13 protein-coding genes are annotated in these 16,963 nt (G+C 57.8%); 2 read left to right on the top strand and 11 right to left on the bottom strand.

The features are described 5' to 3' along the window. The 9 genes from AWB81_RS34265 to AWB81_RS34225 form a co-directional block, all read right to left on the bottom strand. A partial coding sequence (locus tag AWB81_RS34265; RefSeq protein WP_062641934.1) for a CocE/NonD family hydrolase occupies window positions 1-1,327 on the bottom strand: 1,327 nt, incomplete at its 3' end. Window positions 1,328-1,925: 598 nt separating this feature from the next. Next, window positions 1,926-3,935 (bottom strand): acyl CoA:acetate/3-ketoacid CoA transferase, encoded by a 2,010-nt coding sequence (locus tag AWB81_RS34260; RefSeq protein ID WP_062641931.1) that lies wholly within the window; start codon window positions 3,933-3,935, stop codon window positions 1,926-1,928. 70 nt (window positions 3,936-4,005) lie between these two features. Further along, entirely contained in the window at window positions 4,006-4,803 is a 798-nt protein-coding gene (locus AWB81_RS34255) for a 3-hydroxybutyrate dehydrogenase (RefSeq protein ID WP_062641929.1), read from the bottom strand. A gap of 139 nt (window positions 4,804-4,942) precedes the next feature. After that, the gene (locus tag AWB81_RS34250; protein WP_062641927.1) at window positions 4,943-5,632 is read right to left on the bottom strand and encodes an EthD domain-containing protein; all 690 of its coding nucleotides are present in this window, start codon (window positions 5,630-5,632) and stop codon (window positions 4,943-4,945) included. Window positions 5,633-5,677: 45 nt separating this feature from the next. Further along, window positions 5,678-6,388, bottom strand: coding sequence for an ABC transporter ATP-binding protein (locus tag AWB81_RS34245; protein ID WP_062641925.1), 711 nt, complete (start codon window positions 6,386-6,388; stop codon window positions 5,678-5,680). Window positions 6,389-6,398: 10 nt separating this feature from the next. Continuing rightward, window positions 6,399-8,180, bottom strand: coding sequence for a branched-chain amino acid ABC transporter ATP-binding protein/permease (locus AWB81_RS34240; RefSeq protein WP_062641923.1), 1,782 nt, complete (start codon window positions 8,178-8,180; stop codon window positions 6,399-6,401). After that, window positions 8,177-9,100, bottom strand: a complete 924-nt coding sequence (locus AWB81_RS34235) for a branched-chain amino acid ABC transporter permease (protein WP_062641921.1) — start codon at window positions 9,098-9,100, stop codon at window positions 8,177-8,179. Before AWB81_RS34235 ends, AWB81_RS34240 begins: the two co-directional genes overlap by 4 nt. 54 nt (window positions 9,101-9,154) lie before the next feature. After that, window positions 9,155-10,354 carry an ABC transporter substrate-binding protein gene (locus AWB81_RS34230; protein ID WP_062641918.1) on the bottom strand — a complete coding sequence of 400 codons (1,200 nt, stop codon included), beginning with the start codon at window positions 10,352-10,354 and terminating at the stop codon, window positions 9,155-9,157. 65 nt (window positions 10,355-10,419) lie between these two features. Next, on the bottom strand, window positions 10,420-11,625 hold the full coding sequence (locus tag AWB81_RS34225) for a porin (RefSeq protein WP_235026058.1): 1,206 nt from the start codon (window positions 11,623-11,625) through the stop codon (window positions 10,420-10,422). A 565-nt stretch (window positions 11,626-12,190) separates the two neighbouring features. Here AWB81_RS34225 and AWB81_RS34220 point away from each other — a divergent pair. Further along, complete coding sequence (locus tag AWB81_RS34220; RefSeq protein WP_062641913.1) at window positions 12,191-12,967, top strand: SDR family NAD(P)-dependent oxidoreductase; 777 nt, start codon at window positions 12,191-12,193, stop codon at window positions 12,965-12,967. Window positions 12,968-13,252: 285 nt separating this feature from the next. Here the strand turns inward: AWB81_RS34220 and AWB81_RS34215 are convergent, their stop codons facing one another. Continuing rightward, window positions 13,253-14,032, bottom strand: a complete 780-nt coding sequence (locus tag AWB81_RS34215; RefSeq protein WP_062641911.1) for an IclR family transcriptional regulator — start codon at window positions 14,030-14,032, stop codon at window positions 13,253-13,255. Between the two features lie 93 nt (window positions 14,033-14,125). Next, window positions 14,126-15,880 (bottom strand): FAD-dependent oxidoreductase, encoded by a 1,755-nt coding sequence (locus AWB81_RS34210; RefSeq protein ID WP_062641908.1) that lies wholly within the window; start codon window positions 15,878-15,880, stop codon window positions 14,126-14,128. Window positions 15,881-16,067: 187 nt separating this feature from the next. On the opposite strand from AWB81_RS34210, the gene AWB81_RS34205 reads away from it, so the two are divergent. Continuing rightward, complete coding sequence (locus AWB81_RS34205) at window positions 16,068-16,814, top strand: EthD domain-containing protein (protein WP_144444248.1); 747 nt, start codon at window positions 16,068-16,070, stop codon at window positions 16,812-16,814. Window positions 16,815-16,963: the final 149 nt, after the last annotated feature.

The following is a 16,963-nucleotide window of genomic DNA, read 5'->3' as shown; positions in this document are numbered from 1 at the left end:
TAGGGCACCGCCGAACGAAAGAGGCGGCAACAGACAAACCGAACCTACTGCTACCGCGCCACATCTCGACTCTACCGTTCTTCGCGAGGCTTCCGAGGACAGTGCCACTGGAAAGTGGCGTGACGGTTCCATCGGCACCCACAAGCTGCACCGTCGCAACGAGTTCCAGATTTGGCGTTGTAGACGAGGCATAGAACGATGCGCTCATTGGGCCGGCAAGCGTCGCTCCCTTTTTCAGGACACGCCCATCGAATTGGGCCGTGCTCCCGGCGCCTGGCTGCGCCCAAAGTAGATTAACTTCCGCCGATTGATTGGAAGGCTTCTTCGATAAAGCGCCCCGTGGCGTCAGAAAGTATTGCTTGTACATAGGCGCAACAGGGTAAGCGGAGGTGCTAATCCAGTGGTTAGAAGTCAACTCGTGGACGTGAACTGGTTGCTTCGTGTCGGCCATCCCGGTCTTCTTTCCTTTGAGCCAGGTGTCGAACCATTCAAGCGTGATGTTGTTTGCAATGTTCTGCCCAGTCGTCTGCTCTTCGAATTGGCAGTGGCCGCCCTGGCTGATAATCACCTGGTAGCGGCCCGTGGCCTCCTGATTCGGACGCATTGGCCCGTACACGTACCGGCCGCTTCTCGCGTTCTGCAGATAGGCGTACATGGACATAGAGCTTTCAGCGTAAATGTCCTGGTGCGTGCTCCAGATCAAAATCGGGATGTCAAGGTCTGCGATTTGGCGAGCGAACGTGCCGGGAGAGCGCACCTTCCAAAACTCCCTGTCATAGGCCCTTGGACCACCCGCGTTGATGTCGTCGACCATAGACTGGCCGTATGCGGTCGCGCCATGATTATTACCGACCGCCGCACCAAAACTCAATGGGAACTGGCCCGTTTGTGTCGGGATGCCGCCCGCGAAATACGTCTCACGGTAAAACTCTGCCCCTGAACAAAACGGCGCGAGAGCCTTGATCGGTGAATTCTTTCCGGCTGCCAGCGCCGTTGTGTATTGGTTCAGTCCTGACCAAGAACCGCCTTGAAGAGCAATCTTGCCGTTAGAGTTCTGCAGCTTCGTAGCGGCCCATTGGACTATCTCGGCCCCATCCTTCCCGTCGTTGCCGAAGAAGGAAAACTCGCCGCCTGAGTTTCGAGTCCCTCTAACCGACGCTGTTACATAGATGTAGCCTCGTTGAACAAAGTAATCACCAGCCGTGGACGGATTCGTGAGGTAAGGCGTTTGTGTGAGGATGACAGGAAACGGACCCTTCGCGCGAGCGCCGGTACGTAAGTCAGTGGGGTATGAGACATCGACCATGAGGATTACGCCGTCGCTCATGGTGATGGGGATACTCTTATCGAGTGCAGTGCCGTAGCTCGGATTCCCGGGTGTCCAGACACCCCCTGGGAAAGGAGTAGACTGGGAGTCCCTGCATTGAGCACCTGCAGCGCCTCCGTTTTCGCCTCCGCACGTCGCAAACGCCGGAACCGACACGCCCGCCAATAAGGCAACCTGCGCTGCTGCTAGCAACCATGCACGCTTTGAACGTTTCATTTCGTCCCCTTCAGGTGTCTCGCAAGATTGTCAGGTTGACTTAAATAAGTAGACCTAACTCTATCAACAACAACAGCAACAAGTGCAATCAAAAGCTTACAATGTATTACATCCTAGCAACTATATTTGGCCCCAGTAAATGAGATGTGAGGATGCGGATATACCCTATCCACGAGTAAACCCCGGTGTAGGAAAAAGTCCTGACGTTGGGGCGACAAACATCACCCGGCGGCATCCCGGGCAGCTGGAGAATTATCGGCAACCTCTAGGTAATACTCGCAAACGTTGTTCGGCTCGACGCTTTGCTCTTGAGACAAATGGCTCACATCCACATTGCTCGGACCAATTCGAGCTACATGACCTTGTGTTGGCCCGGGACGGGCTAGAGGACGACCCCGGAAGCCGCCGAGTGCGCCGGCTCTTTCGGCGTCTCCGAGCTTTCATAAATGTACGGCGCCACCTGCCGGCCTTTTAATGCATCGCCGAGTTTCATCCGCAAAAAGCCGCTCGTCGTGTAGCGTGTAACGCCTGAATAGAACCGGTCCGCAAGCGTAACCACCATCGCCGAGTATTCGTCCAAGACTTCGGGACGCAAGGAGAAGTTGTCGTAGTTGACCACTGCATGAGTTTTAGTCGCGAGCGAACCAAGCCGCCGCTCGACCTCCTCACGGATAGCATGCACGTCCTCGCTCGTAGCAACGTCATGCCCTTCGAAGTTGATGAAGAAGAGGTTCTTCTCTGCATCCAAGCTGAAGCGGTCGGCCAACCTCATGCCGAGCAGAATGCTCCTTAACCCCATTGGCGTGTCACGGAAAATCCTCTCGTCCATCAGTTTCAGCTTACCGCTTATGAGCGGCGCAAACTGCATGTGCGCAATGATGTCCTTTTGAACGTCAACACCGGGCGCGATTTCAACGAGCTCAAGACCTTGAGGACGCAAGGCGAATACACATCTTTCAGTGATATACAAGACGTGCTGTCCGCGTTCGGTTGCGTGCTTCCCGCTGAACGTCCTGTGTTCAACGGCGTCGACGAACTTCTGGCAATTTCCGTTGTGCACAATGTTCAACTGACCGTCGGCCGCGACAACATGGAGACCACCTGCGCTGAAAGTGCCCACGAAGACAACCTTCTTCGCACTCTGACTGATATTGATGAAGCCGCCGGCTCCTGCTAACTTGGGACCAAACTTGCTGACATTTAGGTTCCCTTCCCGGTCCGCTTGTGCGAGCCCAAGGAATGCGATGTCCAGGCCACCGCCATCGTAGAAGTCGAATTGATAAGGCTGGTCGATAATGGCCTGTGTATTACTGGCGGCGCCAAAATTGAGGCCACCCGCCGGGATGCCGCCGATGACGCCCGGTTCTGTCGTCATCGTGAAGAGGTCGAGGACGTGCTCTTCATTGGCGACGCTTGCCAGTCCCTCCGGCATCCCAATGCCGAGATTGACCACGCTATTAGCCATGAGCTCGAACGCCGCCCGTCTCGCGATAATCTTCCGTTCGTTGAGCTCAATCGCTTTAATGGAGCTAGCGCCAACACGAAACTCGCTTGCGAACGCCGCGCTGTACGGCTGAGCGAATGTCTGCCAGTGGTTCTCTGGATTCGCTACGACTACACAGTCGACAAGGATGCCCGGAATTTTGACCTGTCTTGGATTCAACGAATTCGCATCGGCGATACGCTCCACCTGCGCAATCACAATGCCGCCCGAGTTCCGAGCTGCCATGGCAATCGACAGTGCTTCCAGCGTGAGCGCTTCTTTCTCCATGGTGATGTTCCCGCTCGCATCAGCGGTTGTTCCGCGCACGATGGCAACGTCAATCGGAAACGTCTTGTACAGAAGACATTCGATTTCGCCGACCGAGGTGAGACTCACCAGGTCCTCGGTCGTCCGAGAATTGAGCTTTCCGCCGCCATGTCGCGGGTCGACAAACGTCCCGATACCAATCGTCGAGAGATGAGCCGGTCGATGCGCGGCGATGTCTCTGAACAGCTGGGAAATGACACCCTGCGGCAGGTTGTACGCTTCGATTTGCCCCTGGATAGCCATGCGTTGAAGCCCGGGAACCAATCCCCAGTGTCCGCCGATGACCCGACGGACAAGACCCTCTTGCGCAAGATGGTTCAGTCCCTTCGAATTTCCATCCCCTTGGCCGCCGGCATAGACAAGCGTGAGGTCACGGGGTCCGTCGTCGCTTTCGCGAGTGTCGAAGAACAGCTCCTCCAAAGCGATGGCAATTTCTTCGGCGAAGCCAATGCCGACAAAGCCGCTAGTGGCGACGGTGTCGCCTCGACGGATGAGGCGTACTGCCTCACGCGCGGTAACTATCTTGTCGCGTTCCACGCTGCGCGTGACCGTCGGAAAAGGGTGATAAAAGCTTCCATCCATGATGCTTCCTTTGCGCACCTAGAGGCGTTCTCCGAGTGCGCTCAATCAACTATTTGACGCGGTCAACAGTTCACTGCATGAACCATCCGTGACTTACGACGAACGACTGGCCGGTAAGCGCAGCCGTCGGAAAAGCGGCCAGAAATAGCGTCGTTTGCGCAATGTCATCGACGGTCGTGAAGACACCATCGACCGTCCCACCCAGCATGACGTTTTTAACCACATCGGCTTCCGATATTCCGAGCTCTTTCGCCTGTTCCGGTATTTGCTTCTCAACCAGCGGCGTTCGCACGAAACCCGGACATACGACATGCGAGCGAACATTATGAGCCGCTCCCTCCTTGGCGAGCGTTCGGCTCAGGCCAAGCAGGGCGTGCTTTGCGGTCACATATGCAGACTTCAGAGGAGAGGCGAGGTGCGAGTGCACCGAGCCCATATAAATCACCACGCCGCCGCGGTCGCCTCTATACATGTGCCGAAGAGCGGCGCGCGTCGTTAGAAACGCGCCATCGACGTGAATCGCCTGCATCTTTCGCCAATCGGTATAGGAGAACTCCACGATTGGATTGACGATTTGAATGCCAGCATTGGACACAAGGATGTCGATGGAGCCGAACTCCCCGGCTACTCGGTCGGTCGCTGAGTTCACGGCATCCTCGTCGGTCACGTCCATCGTCACACCGATGGCCTTTCCTCCCGCGGCTCGAATCTGGGACGCTACGGCTTCAGCACCATCACCGTTCAAGTCTGCTATCGCGACGCTCGCACCGGCACGTGCGAATGTCAGCGCAATCTCCTTACCCAGGCCGCTCGCCGCACCTGTCACCAAGCCGACCTTGCCGGCCAAACTAACATCGGTTGCATTCATATGGAACTCCGTTGGACTCGGTGGTACGTCTTCGACTTACATGCGGGCGTCGACTCGGCGCACATTCTCAATCGAGGAGCGGCGGCGCCAAGCTAACTCTATGCAAGTGCACCACTCGTGCCCCTCGTCCGTCATCCGGCTAGATGATTCGATGTTCTTCGACCAGGAACGCGGTGATTCCCGAGAGGAACGTCTTCGCGTGTTTCATCGTCTTGAGGCCAGCCTCGGACTTGAAAGCTGCTTCCAGCGAATCTGTACTCTCGAACCAGAACTCGACAATGCCGTCAATCGGGAGGTCGTCGTAGCTGCACTGAGTTCCCTTTTGCAGCTCACGCTGAATCACCGCGTTTTGCCGATAGCCCTTGACGCCAGGCATGGTACGAACCAGGTCGGCGTGAACTTTCCATTCGTCTAGAAAATCCTGCTCCGACAAATCGGGCCAACGCCGAATCAGGGAAATTCGCTTCTTGAGTTCGCTGCGGGCGGCATCGGCGGGGAGTTCGACAACGGGCGTCTGTTTGACGGTCACGATGTGCAGCCTACCGAGGAAGTGGTTCTCGTCTTCGATAATCCGCTGCGGGAGCTCGCCTTCGCCGAAGGGCCTCTGCGGGTCGGAAATCCAGAGTTGCGAGAAGCCGTCGAAATCCCACGGGTCGCGGGCGAAATCAATCCCTCGCTGGACATGGTCCACCACGTGGTTCTGCCAGTACTGACTCAGGCCCGGCGCATTCCGCACCAAAGGACCATGATGATTGAGCCAGTGATTGTAAAAATCGCCGCTGGACCAATTTGGCTTCTTCGAAATCAGACCCATTCTTACCGTGCTCATTCGTCCTCCAAGTCTCGTGGATGTGAATACAGGGGCAGCTTGCTATTAGTGCGCGCCGAGGTAGGCTGCCTTGACCTTCGGGTCGTTAAGCAGGTCCCGTCCGGTACCCTCGAGCGTGATGTTCCCAACCTCAAGCACGTACGCTCGGTCGGCTACCCCCAACGCCTGCTTCGCCATCTGTTCGACGAGCAGGATGGTCAGGCCCTCTTCGCGCAAACTACGGATGGCACCAAAAATGTCTCGGATAACGAGCGGAGCAAGACCGAGCGAGGGCTCGTCCAGCAAGAGCATGCGTGGCTTGCTCATCAAGGCTCGCGAGATTGCAAGCATCTGCTGCTCACCGCCGGAAAGCGTCCCAGAGAATTGGTGCTGCCGCTCGCGTAGACGCGGGAAGCGAATAAACTCGCGCTCCATCGAGGCCTCCGTCTCGTCGGCTGACTGCTTGCGCGAGTACGCACCCAGCAGCAGGTTTTCGCGAACCGTCTGGTCAGGGAAGACGCCGCGGCCTTCAGGCGACAACGCGATACCGAGACCAAGCCGCATGTGAGGCGGCAACTGGGTGCAATCCCGGTCACCGACGGTAATTCTTCCGGACGCGACCCTTTCCAGGCCGGCAATGCTTTTGAGCAGACTGCTCTTGCCGGCACCGTTCGCGCCGATGATAGTAACGACCTCTCCTTCTCGCACTTCGAGGCTGACGCCTTTCACCGCCTGAATGGCGCCGTACGAAACCTTAACCGACTCGATTTTTAGCATGTCTTCTCCCTCACGCCGCTTCCGCTTCGTCTACGCCGAGGTAGGCTTCGACGACTCGTGGATTGGCCTGGACATCGGCAGGTTTGCCTTCAGCAATCTTGACTCCGTAGTCCAGCACGATCACATGGTCGGAGACGGACATGACCAGGTCCATGTGGTGCTCGACCATCAAAATGCTCACGCCGTACTTTCCGATGCGCACGAGCAGCTGGCCCAGCTCGGCCGTTTCTTGCGGATTGAGACCAGCGGCTGGTTCGTCGAGAAGAAGCAGTTGTGGCTCCGTCGCAAGTGCGCGGGCGAGTTCTGCCCGCCGCTGCAGCCCATAGGGCAAGCTGCCGGCAGGACGGTTGGCGAGGTGACCCAACTCAACGAGCTCCAAAAGCTCCAGCGCACGCTGTCGTGTGATTTGCTCCTCGTGCCGTGCGCGTGGGGTGCCAAAGAGCGAGGCCAAAATTCCGTTCCGCATCCGGCTGTGCCGACCCAACATCACGTTGTCAAGCACCGAAAGCTCTGCGAATAGGCGAAGGTTCTGGAACGTTCGGCCGATGCCGAGGCAACAAATCTCATGAGCCGCGGTGCCGCCAATCTCTTTTCCGTTGAAGCGGATAGAGCCTGCGTCCGGCTTGACCACGCCGGTGAGCATGTTAATCATGGTGCTTTTGCCGGCGCCATTGGGCCCGATGAGCGCGTGAATGTGACCTTGTTTCAGTGCAAAAGAAATCTCATTTGCAGGCTTCACACCGCCGTAAGCCTTCGACACCTTTGCCACCGCGAGCAACTCGTCGCCACTGGAGCGGCCATTTCTCAGAAGCGTAGTCACTTGCCCGCTCGGCCGCGTACCTGATGCCGCGGCGTCTTCGGTCTTGCGGGCGAATAGCTTCGAGACGGTGCCCACAACCCCGCCGGGCATGACATAAAGGGCAAAGAGCAGGAGCAACCCGTACAGCGTATGTTGGACGGACGGCCAACGAGCAAGTAGTGCGTCCAATAACGTCAGAACCACGGCTCCGACGACTGGACCCAGTTTCGTTCCTGCTCCTCCAAACAGAACGAGGAGCAGAATGAAGATGGACAGCTGGAACGACACGAAGTCCGAGTTGATGTACTGGTTTTGCTGGGCGACCATGGCGCCAGCGAGGCCGCACGTTATCGCTGCGATGACGAAAGCGATAACCTTTCCACGATAGACCCGAACACCCACTGACGACGACGCGATTTCGTCAGCTTGCAGCGAGAGGAAGGCTCGTCCAAACTTTCCGTTCAGAAGGTTACGCAACAGGAGGTGGGTAACTGCGCAGAAAACGACTGCCACGCACACCCACAGAGCCAGCGACATTGGTTGGCCACCTATCTCCGGACTACGAATCCCATAGATACCTTGCGCACCGCCGAAGACGTCGGTCCAATCGCTCACCAGTCGTTCGACTACGATGCCAAAAGCAAGCGTGACCATCGCAAGGTAGGGTCCCTTAACGCGCAGCGACGGAATGGCCACGATGACACCACACACGCCGGCGATGGCAGTTGCTGCGACCATCGCCAGCCAAGGATTGATGCCAGTCTGAGATGTCAGGAGAGCGACTGCGTATGCTCCGGCACCGAACAGGCCGGCTTGCCCGAGCGACTTTTGTCCGGCGAACCCGACGAGGACGTTCATCCCCGCCGCGCACAGGTAGTAGACGCACATCATGAAAGCGATGTGCAGGTAATAGTCGTTTCTGACGAACAGAGCGCCACCACCCAGTACAACGGCAAGCGCGCAGACGCACAGGATATGGGAGTACTTTCTCATACTTTCTCCACCAATCGGCTTCCAAAAAGCCCCGTCGGCCTGAACGCCAGCACAAGGATCACGACGGCAAACACAGCAATTTCACGCCACTGCGCTTGCCAGAGATTCACCGTTGACTCGAAGACGCCGAGCGCAAAACCACCGATGACGCAGCCGCGAGGATTGCTCAGCCCGCCAATCATCGCGCCCGAGAATCCCTTGAGACCAATCGCAAGTCCCATGAAGAGCGACGCCTGCGTAATAGGTGCGATGAGGAAACCAGATAGCCCAGCAAGCGCCGAGCTGACCACGAACGCGCCAATCATCACGGCGTTCGTGTTGATGCCCATCAGGCTCGCGACACTACCGTTTGCGGCCACGGCGCGCATCATCTTGCCAACCATCGTCTTTCGCATCACGAGGTCGAACGCAATCATCACGAGGACGGCGACGCCTAGAAGCAGCATTTCCTGCGGCCGAACACCGATGCCGAAAATTTGAATCACCGAGTCTCCAACCGGCGAAGGAACGACGACGGGCTTCGGTCCCCAGATAGCAAGGCCAATTGAATCGAGGACGACGCCGAAGCCCAGCGTGCTCATAACCCAGGCCATTCCAGGCTTCTTCGCGAAAGGCCGAACGCCGAGCACATAGAGCAGCCATCCCAGTGCACCCATCACCACAAGTGCTGCCACCAACGCCAGCAACTGCGCTGTCACGCTTGGGACTGCGCCGCCGAACGTGGTAGAGGTGATGGGTTTCCCAAGCAGGAGCAGCATCGCGCTCATGCCGATGAAAGCACCGGCGGAGACGAACTCGCCATGCGAGAAATTGAGCGTCTTGGTTGTGGTGAATGTGATGCTGAAACCAAGCGCTATCAACGCGTACGCGCCACCGACGGCCAGGCCGCTGATTACTGCCTGAAGAAATGCTTCCATCATGTTTGTTCTCCGTAGTGACGGCGTCGTATTGACGCCGTCACATCGAGGGTTCGGTTACTGCTTGTAATCGGCCGGAGTCAGAGACGCGATGAGAGCGTCAGAGTACGGGAGCAGCTTCCCGTCCTTCCAGTGAACCCAGACGAAGTCCTTTGCCAGCAACGCTTCGTGGTTCGTCTTGCTGAACGGCTTGTTGTAGGTCTTGAGCAGGCCCTGAACGGGGCTGTTCAGGTTCTCGAGCGCTACGCGGATGGCCGACCCGTCAGTGCTGTTCGCCTGCTTCATTGCCTGGGCGAGCAGCAATACCGAGTCATAGCCGTGAAGCGCGAAGGAGAACGAGCTCGGCGCCTTCAGCTGCGAGCCGACGCGCGCGAAAAGCTTGTCCTGCGCGGGCGTGCGGTTCTCGCTGACCGTGCGGAGGAACAGCGGCTTCTCCGCCAGGGTCTTGCCGGCCGCGTCGTAGAACGTGATGTTGTCGGCCGCCCACGAGCTCAGAACGCGCGGGTAGTAGTTGATTTTCTCCATGCTGCGCATCACTTGGGCAATGGGGGTTCCCTGCGCCCAAATGATGACGGTATCGGCGCCCGCCGCCTTGAGCTTGTTCAGTTGCGAGGTCATGTCGGTGTCGCCAACGCCGAACTGCTCGATGTCGACAGGCGTAATCCCCTGCGCCTGAGCGACGTCCTTCATGTCGCGAAGACCACCTTGTCCGTAGCCCGTGGTCTCTGACATGAAGCCGACCTTCTTCGATTCGGCCGAATTCTTCTTGACATATGCCATCAGGGCTGAGATTTGTTCGCGGTCAACCATCGACACGCGGAACATGTAGTTATCTGCGCCAGGGCTAATGGGCTTGGTGATATCGGTGCCAGCCGACACGTTGTTGATGACTGGGATCTTCTTCTGATTGACAATGTGTTTCCATGCCATCGCGTTGCCGGAGTTCGTCGGCCCGAACACCGTGACCACGCCCTCGTTGTCGATGAGGTCGGTCATATTCTGGATGGACTTCGGCGGCTGGGACACGTCGTCGCGAACCACCAGAGTGAGCTTCTTGCCGAGCACGCCACCCGCCGTATTGATGTCCGAGATAGCGGCCTGCATTCCCAGCACAGCAGCTTGTCCGCTCTGTGCTGACGGAGACGCCGAGAGGTCTCCGTTGAATCCAATCTTGATTTCTTGCGCGAACGCCGCAGTCGAGGCGATGGCCAAACTGGCTGCGGCGACGGCTGCAGCGATGATGCGGATTGTTTTCATAGTGTCTCCAACCTATTGCGTCAACATTTGACGGGGAATCGCACCCCGTCCTCGTTTCAGTCCGATCAGAACTTGCTCACGACACCCAGGCTGACTGCAACCATTGACCGGCTTGCGCCAGGCGTCGTTTGAAAGCTGTCGCCAATAGCGGGCGTTGCAGCGATGACTGCGCCGGTTCCGGGGTTTCCGAGCGTTTGGCCCGAAGCGCGCTGGTACCCTTCCAGCGCATAGAGACCCGTACGCTTCGACAGGGCGTAGTACTGTGAAAGGACGACCTGGTGGTACTTGGCTGCGTCCGAGATGCTGTTCGCCTTGGAAGCCCAGGTGTACGCGTAGCCGAGCGCTAGGTCCAGCGGAGGAGTCGGCTTCCAGTGGAGGACGCTTCCCGCCGTATTCCAGACCGCCAGGTCTTTAAACTTCGAATTGATTCCAGGGATGTACTGGACGTTGGAATACGCGAACGAGATGTCCCAGCTGTCATTGAAGATGTAGCCGCCGTCAACCGCGAAGCGCTGCTGTGCTTGCGCCTGGCTATATCCATTCGTGATGGCCGACACGCCTTGCTGGCCAGACGAGTTCACCGAAGATTCGGCGCCGTAGGGGCCGCCACCGGGCGTAGAGTTGTTGATGCGCCAAAAGGCTGCGGCCAGACCGAAGCCTCCGCCCTTGTACTGAAGACCTGCGCTCCACGTCGAGCCTTGATTCAAGCTTCCCGGAACGCCGGCGGGCGCAAATTGACCGGTCGCGGTAAGCCCATAGAAAAGCGGGCTCGTATAGGTAATGGCATTGTTCGAGCGGTAGTACGTGTCCATACCGTCAAGGTCGCCAGGGTGCGAACCATAGCCCGTCTGGTAATACGCCGGCACCCAAGGCGAGAGCGTCGTGTAGTACGCGCTGTATTGACGGCCCAGTGAAAGGGTGCCATACGCCTTGTTGGACAAGTCAATACGGGCCTGGCGGCCAAACATGGCGTTGGTAAATTGCTGTCCGCCGTTCGCCAGATTGAAGCCCGACTCCAGTACGAAAAGCAGCTGATTGCCGCCTCCCAGGTCTTCAGTACCACGCAGACCCCAACGGTCGCCGTTCCAAACACCGGACTGCATCCGAACGTTAGACTTGCCAGGCGTCGTAGAGCCGAGCGTCGTCTGACTGTTCTGGTAAGTAATCGAAGTGTCGACGATGCCATACAGGGTGACGCTCGCCTGCGCAAAAGCCGAGACGGCGGCAAGGCCCAGGGTGGCACCGACACCACATTGAACAACCCTTTTCATTAACATTAAAAGCCTCCTTAATAATTCTTAATTTCGAGTTATCTGCGGCGACACAAAAGCGCGCTGCCACGCATGGCAATCCGCTCGATTGGCTCAGTACGTAGAAGTCGGCGTGTAGTGCTACTGATTAGCTGCGCCGGTCTGCATTTGGCGAGGCTCAGGTCTTGCGGAATATTTGTGAAGTGGCTGCCAGTACGCAATGTCGATGAGGAAGGGACATCGGTTCGGACTCGTGCGCTCACAACCCTGCATCGTTAGGTTGGATACTACGTCAGTCGGTTAAACATGTGCCAGCGCTTTTGCATAGGTGCAATCCACTACCGAGGCTTCCGTCCATGCGGTGAAACGCAAGCTGACCGAGCGGAAGGCCAGTCGCAGAGCGAGTTGCCGAAGGAATTGTGGCCGCCATATTGCCGCGGTGTCGCCGAGCGTAAGAGCGCGGGCGCTGTAGGGATGCCTGAGATGGGTGATTACACCTATGCGAATATATATGCGGATATGAAATACTTCGTAGTAGCAAGTACGGTCAAGCAAATTAACTCAACTAGATGTCAAAGGAGTCGTCATGTCGTTCTCTGAATCCATCGCGCCCCGTTTGCTCGGTGGCCGCCTCGCCGTGGTGACAGGCGCGGGTCAAGGCAACGGACGAGCGCTTGCGCTGGGTCTCGCGCAGGCCGGTGCTAAAGTTGTCGTCAGCGACATCAATTTCGAGCATGTTCGGGAAACGGCGGCCCAGATTGAGCAACAAGGGGGCCAAGCCTGGGCGTTCGAGCTAGACGTGACGAGTGCAGACGCGTGCTACACGCTTGCCGAAAAGGTGTTCAATGACATCGGTCGGGCCGACTTGCTGGTCAACAACGCGGGCATCATCATCCGCGAGGACTCTACGAGTCCGAACGCGGCGAAGAACTGGAAGAAGGTCATGGATGTGAACGTCCAAGGCACCTTCAACGTCACGCACGCGTTTCTCGAGGCAATCAAGGCGACTAAGGGTGTCGTAATCAACGTCGCCTCCATCGCGGCTTACGGTGGGCAAGGCGGGAGCCTGGGTTATTCGCCTTCCAAAGGCGCCATCAAGATGTTCACGCAGTCGCTTGCCGCTGAGTTGGCGCCGTTCGGGGTACGCGTCAACGCGCTCGCGCCGGGCGTCATCGAGACGCCCATGACGGCTGCGACCCGTGAATCTCCTGAACGCCTCGCTGCCTTCATGACCCGTATCCCAATGGGTCGGGTCGGACAGACCGAAGACCTCGTAGGGCCGACGATTTTTCTCGCGTCTGATATGTCGCGCTACGTGACTGGTGTCACGCTCCCGGTCGACGGAGGGTTCTTGGCCATCTGACCAGCAGGCTGTTTCAGATACCAACTCGCACGCCACGGGCAAGCCGTGGCGTTCGCGCGTTCCGTTGAACGTGCGAATCGCGTATGGTCAAGCCGAGCCTGCAATAGACACTTGCCTGCGAAGCGCATACCAACCAGTGATACGTCGTCACTCCGCGTCGCGACGTGTCGACTATGCTCGGTAGCTGTGACAGTCATGCCCCTCGTCGTTGTCCGTCCAGCCGGTGAGCGGTCCACTGACTTCACATCATTTCACTTCACATCATGGTTGGCTCCGCCTGCCTGGTCAGCATTTCGACAGGCGTTCCGTTATGCGCAGCAGGTCGCGCGCAACGCGTCCGCCTTCTGACGTGTCCAAACTACTCGCAGGACCAAAGACGGTGATGGCAAGCCGTATCTGTCCAGCATCGTCGAAAACGGGAGCGCTCAGACTGTCAACGCCTGGAATAGGCATGCTGCGCGTGCGGGACAGGCGACTGCGTCGAATTTTGAGAAAGATGTCCGCGAGGGAAGCCTCGGTCTCATCGCACTTGCCGAGTTCGCGTAGGAGTAGAGGGTGGATGGTTCGAGGTGAGAGATACGCCGAAAAGAGGCGTCCGGTACTACTGTGCGCGAGAGACATCACCGAGCCAGCATGAAGTCCCACGTGCAGATACATCTCGGGGCCGTGATATTGAACGACAGTCGCACCATGCTCTGTCCAAATTGCGACGAAGACACCATGGTTCTCATCTTCGACAATCTGCGTTACGAGCTCGATGGCTTTTTGAAGTGGGTACAACTGTTGTAGGGCCCTGAGGCCAAGCTTTAGCGAGAGCGGTCCCGGCTCGTAGCGATTGGTCATGACATCGCGTCGAATAAGTCCGGTGCGAACAAGGCTGACCAGATACGTGAACACTTGGTTGAGGGGCAGATTCGAAGCTGCACTCAAACCAATCATTGATACCGGCCGCCCTGCGTCTGCCACGTGCTGCAACAGCGCACCGCCTACTTCCATCGCGTGGATGCCACGTTGAGCCTTAGCCGCTTTCGGCGTCGCTTGCGCCGTGTTGCTGTCGGTCTGCATGGTCAGATTATCTGCGTGTGCCGAAAAAAAACCGCGGTCGCTGAGGAGTAAGCAACCGCGGCTAACTCGCGCCCATTGGAGAACAGAGCGGGGTTACCGGGATACGACTGCGAACGTGGTGTTTAACGGCATTCCAATCGCAACGTCTTCCGCGCCGCACGCAATGGCTTTGCCCGCGATGTAACCGAACGTCAGCGCCGGCCCCAGCGTGATGCCGGCACCCGGATAATTGCCACCCATAATGCTGCAAGCATCGTTGCCCACGGCAAAGAGACCTGCAATAGGGGCGCCATCGCCGGTTAGCACGCGGCAAGACGCGTCCGTTTTCAGTCCTGCGAAGGTGCCAATATCGCCAATACGAATCTTCAGTGCATAGAACGGACCCTTCTGAATCGGTGCCACGCACGGGTTCGGCGAATGCAGTGCATCACCCTGATAGCGGTTATAGGCCGTGGTGCCTTTGCCGAAGACCGGGTCGCGCCCGAGTTGGGCTTCAGCGTTGTAACCGCGGACCGTTTCTTTCAGGTTCAGGGCATTCACGCCAATTTTGTCCGCGAGCTCGGCGACGGAGGAAGCCTTCGTCAGGTAGCCAACGCGCAGATAGCGACCAATCGGCATAGGGAAAGGCGCGACGCTTCCAAGCCCGTAGGTTCTCAGCGTTTTGTGGTCACAGATGAGATGCGTGCTGATTTCCTCTCCGGGCGGCGTCGCTTTGACCAAGGCCTGGACGAAGTCGTGGTATGAGTTGCCCTCGTTGGTGAAGCGACGTCCATCACGCAACACCGAAATGACACCCGGTTTCGCACGGTCGATGAAATGCGGCATGATGCCGGTCGTTCCGTCCTTACGCGTCAGCATCGAGACCGGCACCCAAGCGGCCGCATTCGGCAACGTGGTCGTGACCTGGCCGCCGACCGCTTCGGCCATGCGCAGGCCGTCACCCGTATTGCCAGTCGGCGACGGCGAGAAATGTTCGGCGCCGGTCGGTGCATGCGGGAACAGTTGCTTGCGTCGCTCGATGTCGTACGGGAAACCGCCGCTAGCGAGAACAACGGCACGCGCTGCAGTGACTCGCACTTTGGAACCTGCGCGGTCCAGAACTGCGCCCGTGATGCGACCGTTTTCGTTCGTGAGGCTCATGGCCTTTGTGTTCAGCCACAGCGGCACGTTCAGGTCGAATAGCGATTTAGCGAGACGACCAGCGAGGGCGTTCCCGTTGGTCAGCGTCATGCCACGACCATGCTTGAGCACGTCTGCGAAGTGCCGGGACAGGCGCTTCGTTACATACCAGGCGGACTTGATGGATTTCGTCACGCGCATGAAGTGGACGATTTCCTTGCCGGAGCCCAGCATCATGCCGAACACGGTCAATTCAGGAAGCGCCGGCGCGAGGTCCTTGATAGCTGCGCCGAGTTCCTTTCCATCGAACGGACGCGTCACCATCGAACGGCCACCCTGTGTGCCTCCGGGAGCCTCGGCGTGATAGTCAGGAAACACCAGCGGCATGTCAAAACGAACGGCGGTCTTCGAATAGAAAAAGTCGACCGCCTCCGGTCCATTCTTGATAAAGGCGTCGACGCGCGGACCATCAAAGCTGTCGCCACCTTCATGTTGCAGATACGTGCGCGCCGCGCCTTCGGCTTCGTAGATGCCCTGCTCCTTAGCCAGTGCGGTGTTGGGAATCCAGAGCCATCCGCCGGAGCGCGCAGTGGAGCCGCCGAACTTCGGTTCTTTCTCGATGACCAGAACCTTCAGGCCTTCCGAGGCCGCGGTAATTGCCGCGGACATCCCTGAGCATCCGGAACCAATGACAAGAACATCGCAACTGTATTCGCTTTCCTGCTTCATCACGTCTCTCCCGGTGCAAGGACGCTTAAGATTATTTGCGCCCCCATCGTCATCCCCAGTTCAATGGGCCATGGATGCATGATACGCTTAAATTACATATAGGCGTCTTTATTTGCGTAGGTGCAATCCCTATGCGAATTACTAACGCTGCAGATGTTGCGTACGTTCGTGCTCTGAAGGCGGTTTCTTGGAGACCGAATGTCCGTGTAACGGCGCCGTGAAGCTTGCAGGCGGGCTTGCAAGAGAGGCAACGGCGCGCCATATCAATTTAGGAGATGACATGATTAAACGGATGACGTTATTGGCGAAGAAGGAAGGCAGCTCCATCAGTGACTTCCGTGCCTATTGGGCCGGCTGCCATGCCGAACTAGCGCTGTGCATGGATGGCATCACTAGCTACACGCAGAACAGAGTCGAGAAACGTTTGTGGCAATGCTCGAACGGCAGCGGCCAGTTCACGGTCGACGGTGTGGTCGAGCTCTGCTTCGAAAGTGACGAAGCGATGAGCCGTGCGCAGCATTCCCGCGTGGGCAGCGAATACATCCCCCAGGACGAGCCCAACTTTCTTTACGGATGGACGTTGTGTGTGGTCACGCCTGAGGACGAGCCGCGAGAACGTCTGGGGGTGAAGGTCCTTGTATTGGCAACAACGAAAGACGAATGTTCGCGTGTCGACTTCAAAGAAGCAGTCGTTAAGGCCAATGCCTTGTCCGCAACGCATGCGGAGGTCACCTTTAACTGGACCGAAAGGAGCGCAAAGCGTGACCGTCTTTGGGCTGAACCTGTCGCGCCGAACGTTCTGCTCGCAATGTGGTTTGGCAACACGGCACAAGCGCATGATGCGTTTCGGGCGGATGGCGAGCTTGCCTCGCAAATCAGCCGCCTATCGACGCAAGCTTCGGCCTACCTAATTAACGCGCTCATCAAGAGGTAACTTCCGCTGGCTGTCGGTGCAGCCTGCCGACAGCCCCTTGGTCGCCGGCAATATTCTCTCGTCAAAAAGAATGGATCGTCGGGGGAATCTATGGGTGAATTATTGTGCGCGGCTAGCCAAGTGAAGCTCGATTCCGATACTGATAGAGC

This window comes from Caballeronia arationis (assembly GCF_001544975.2).
Lineage (GTDB): Bacteria > Pseudomonadota > Gammaproteobacteria > Burkholderiales > Burkholderiaceae > Caballeronia > Caballeronia arationis.
This window is presented reverse-complemented; position numbering and strand designations above follow the sequence as displayed.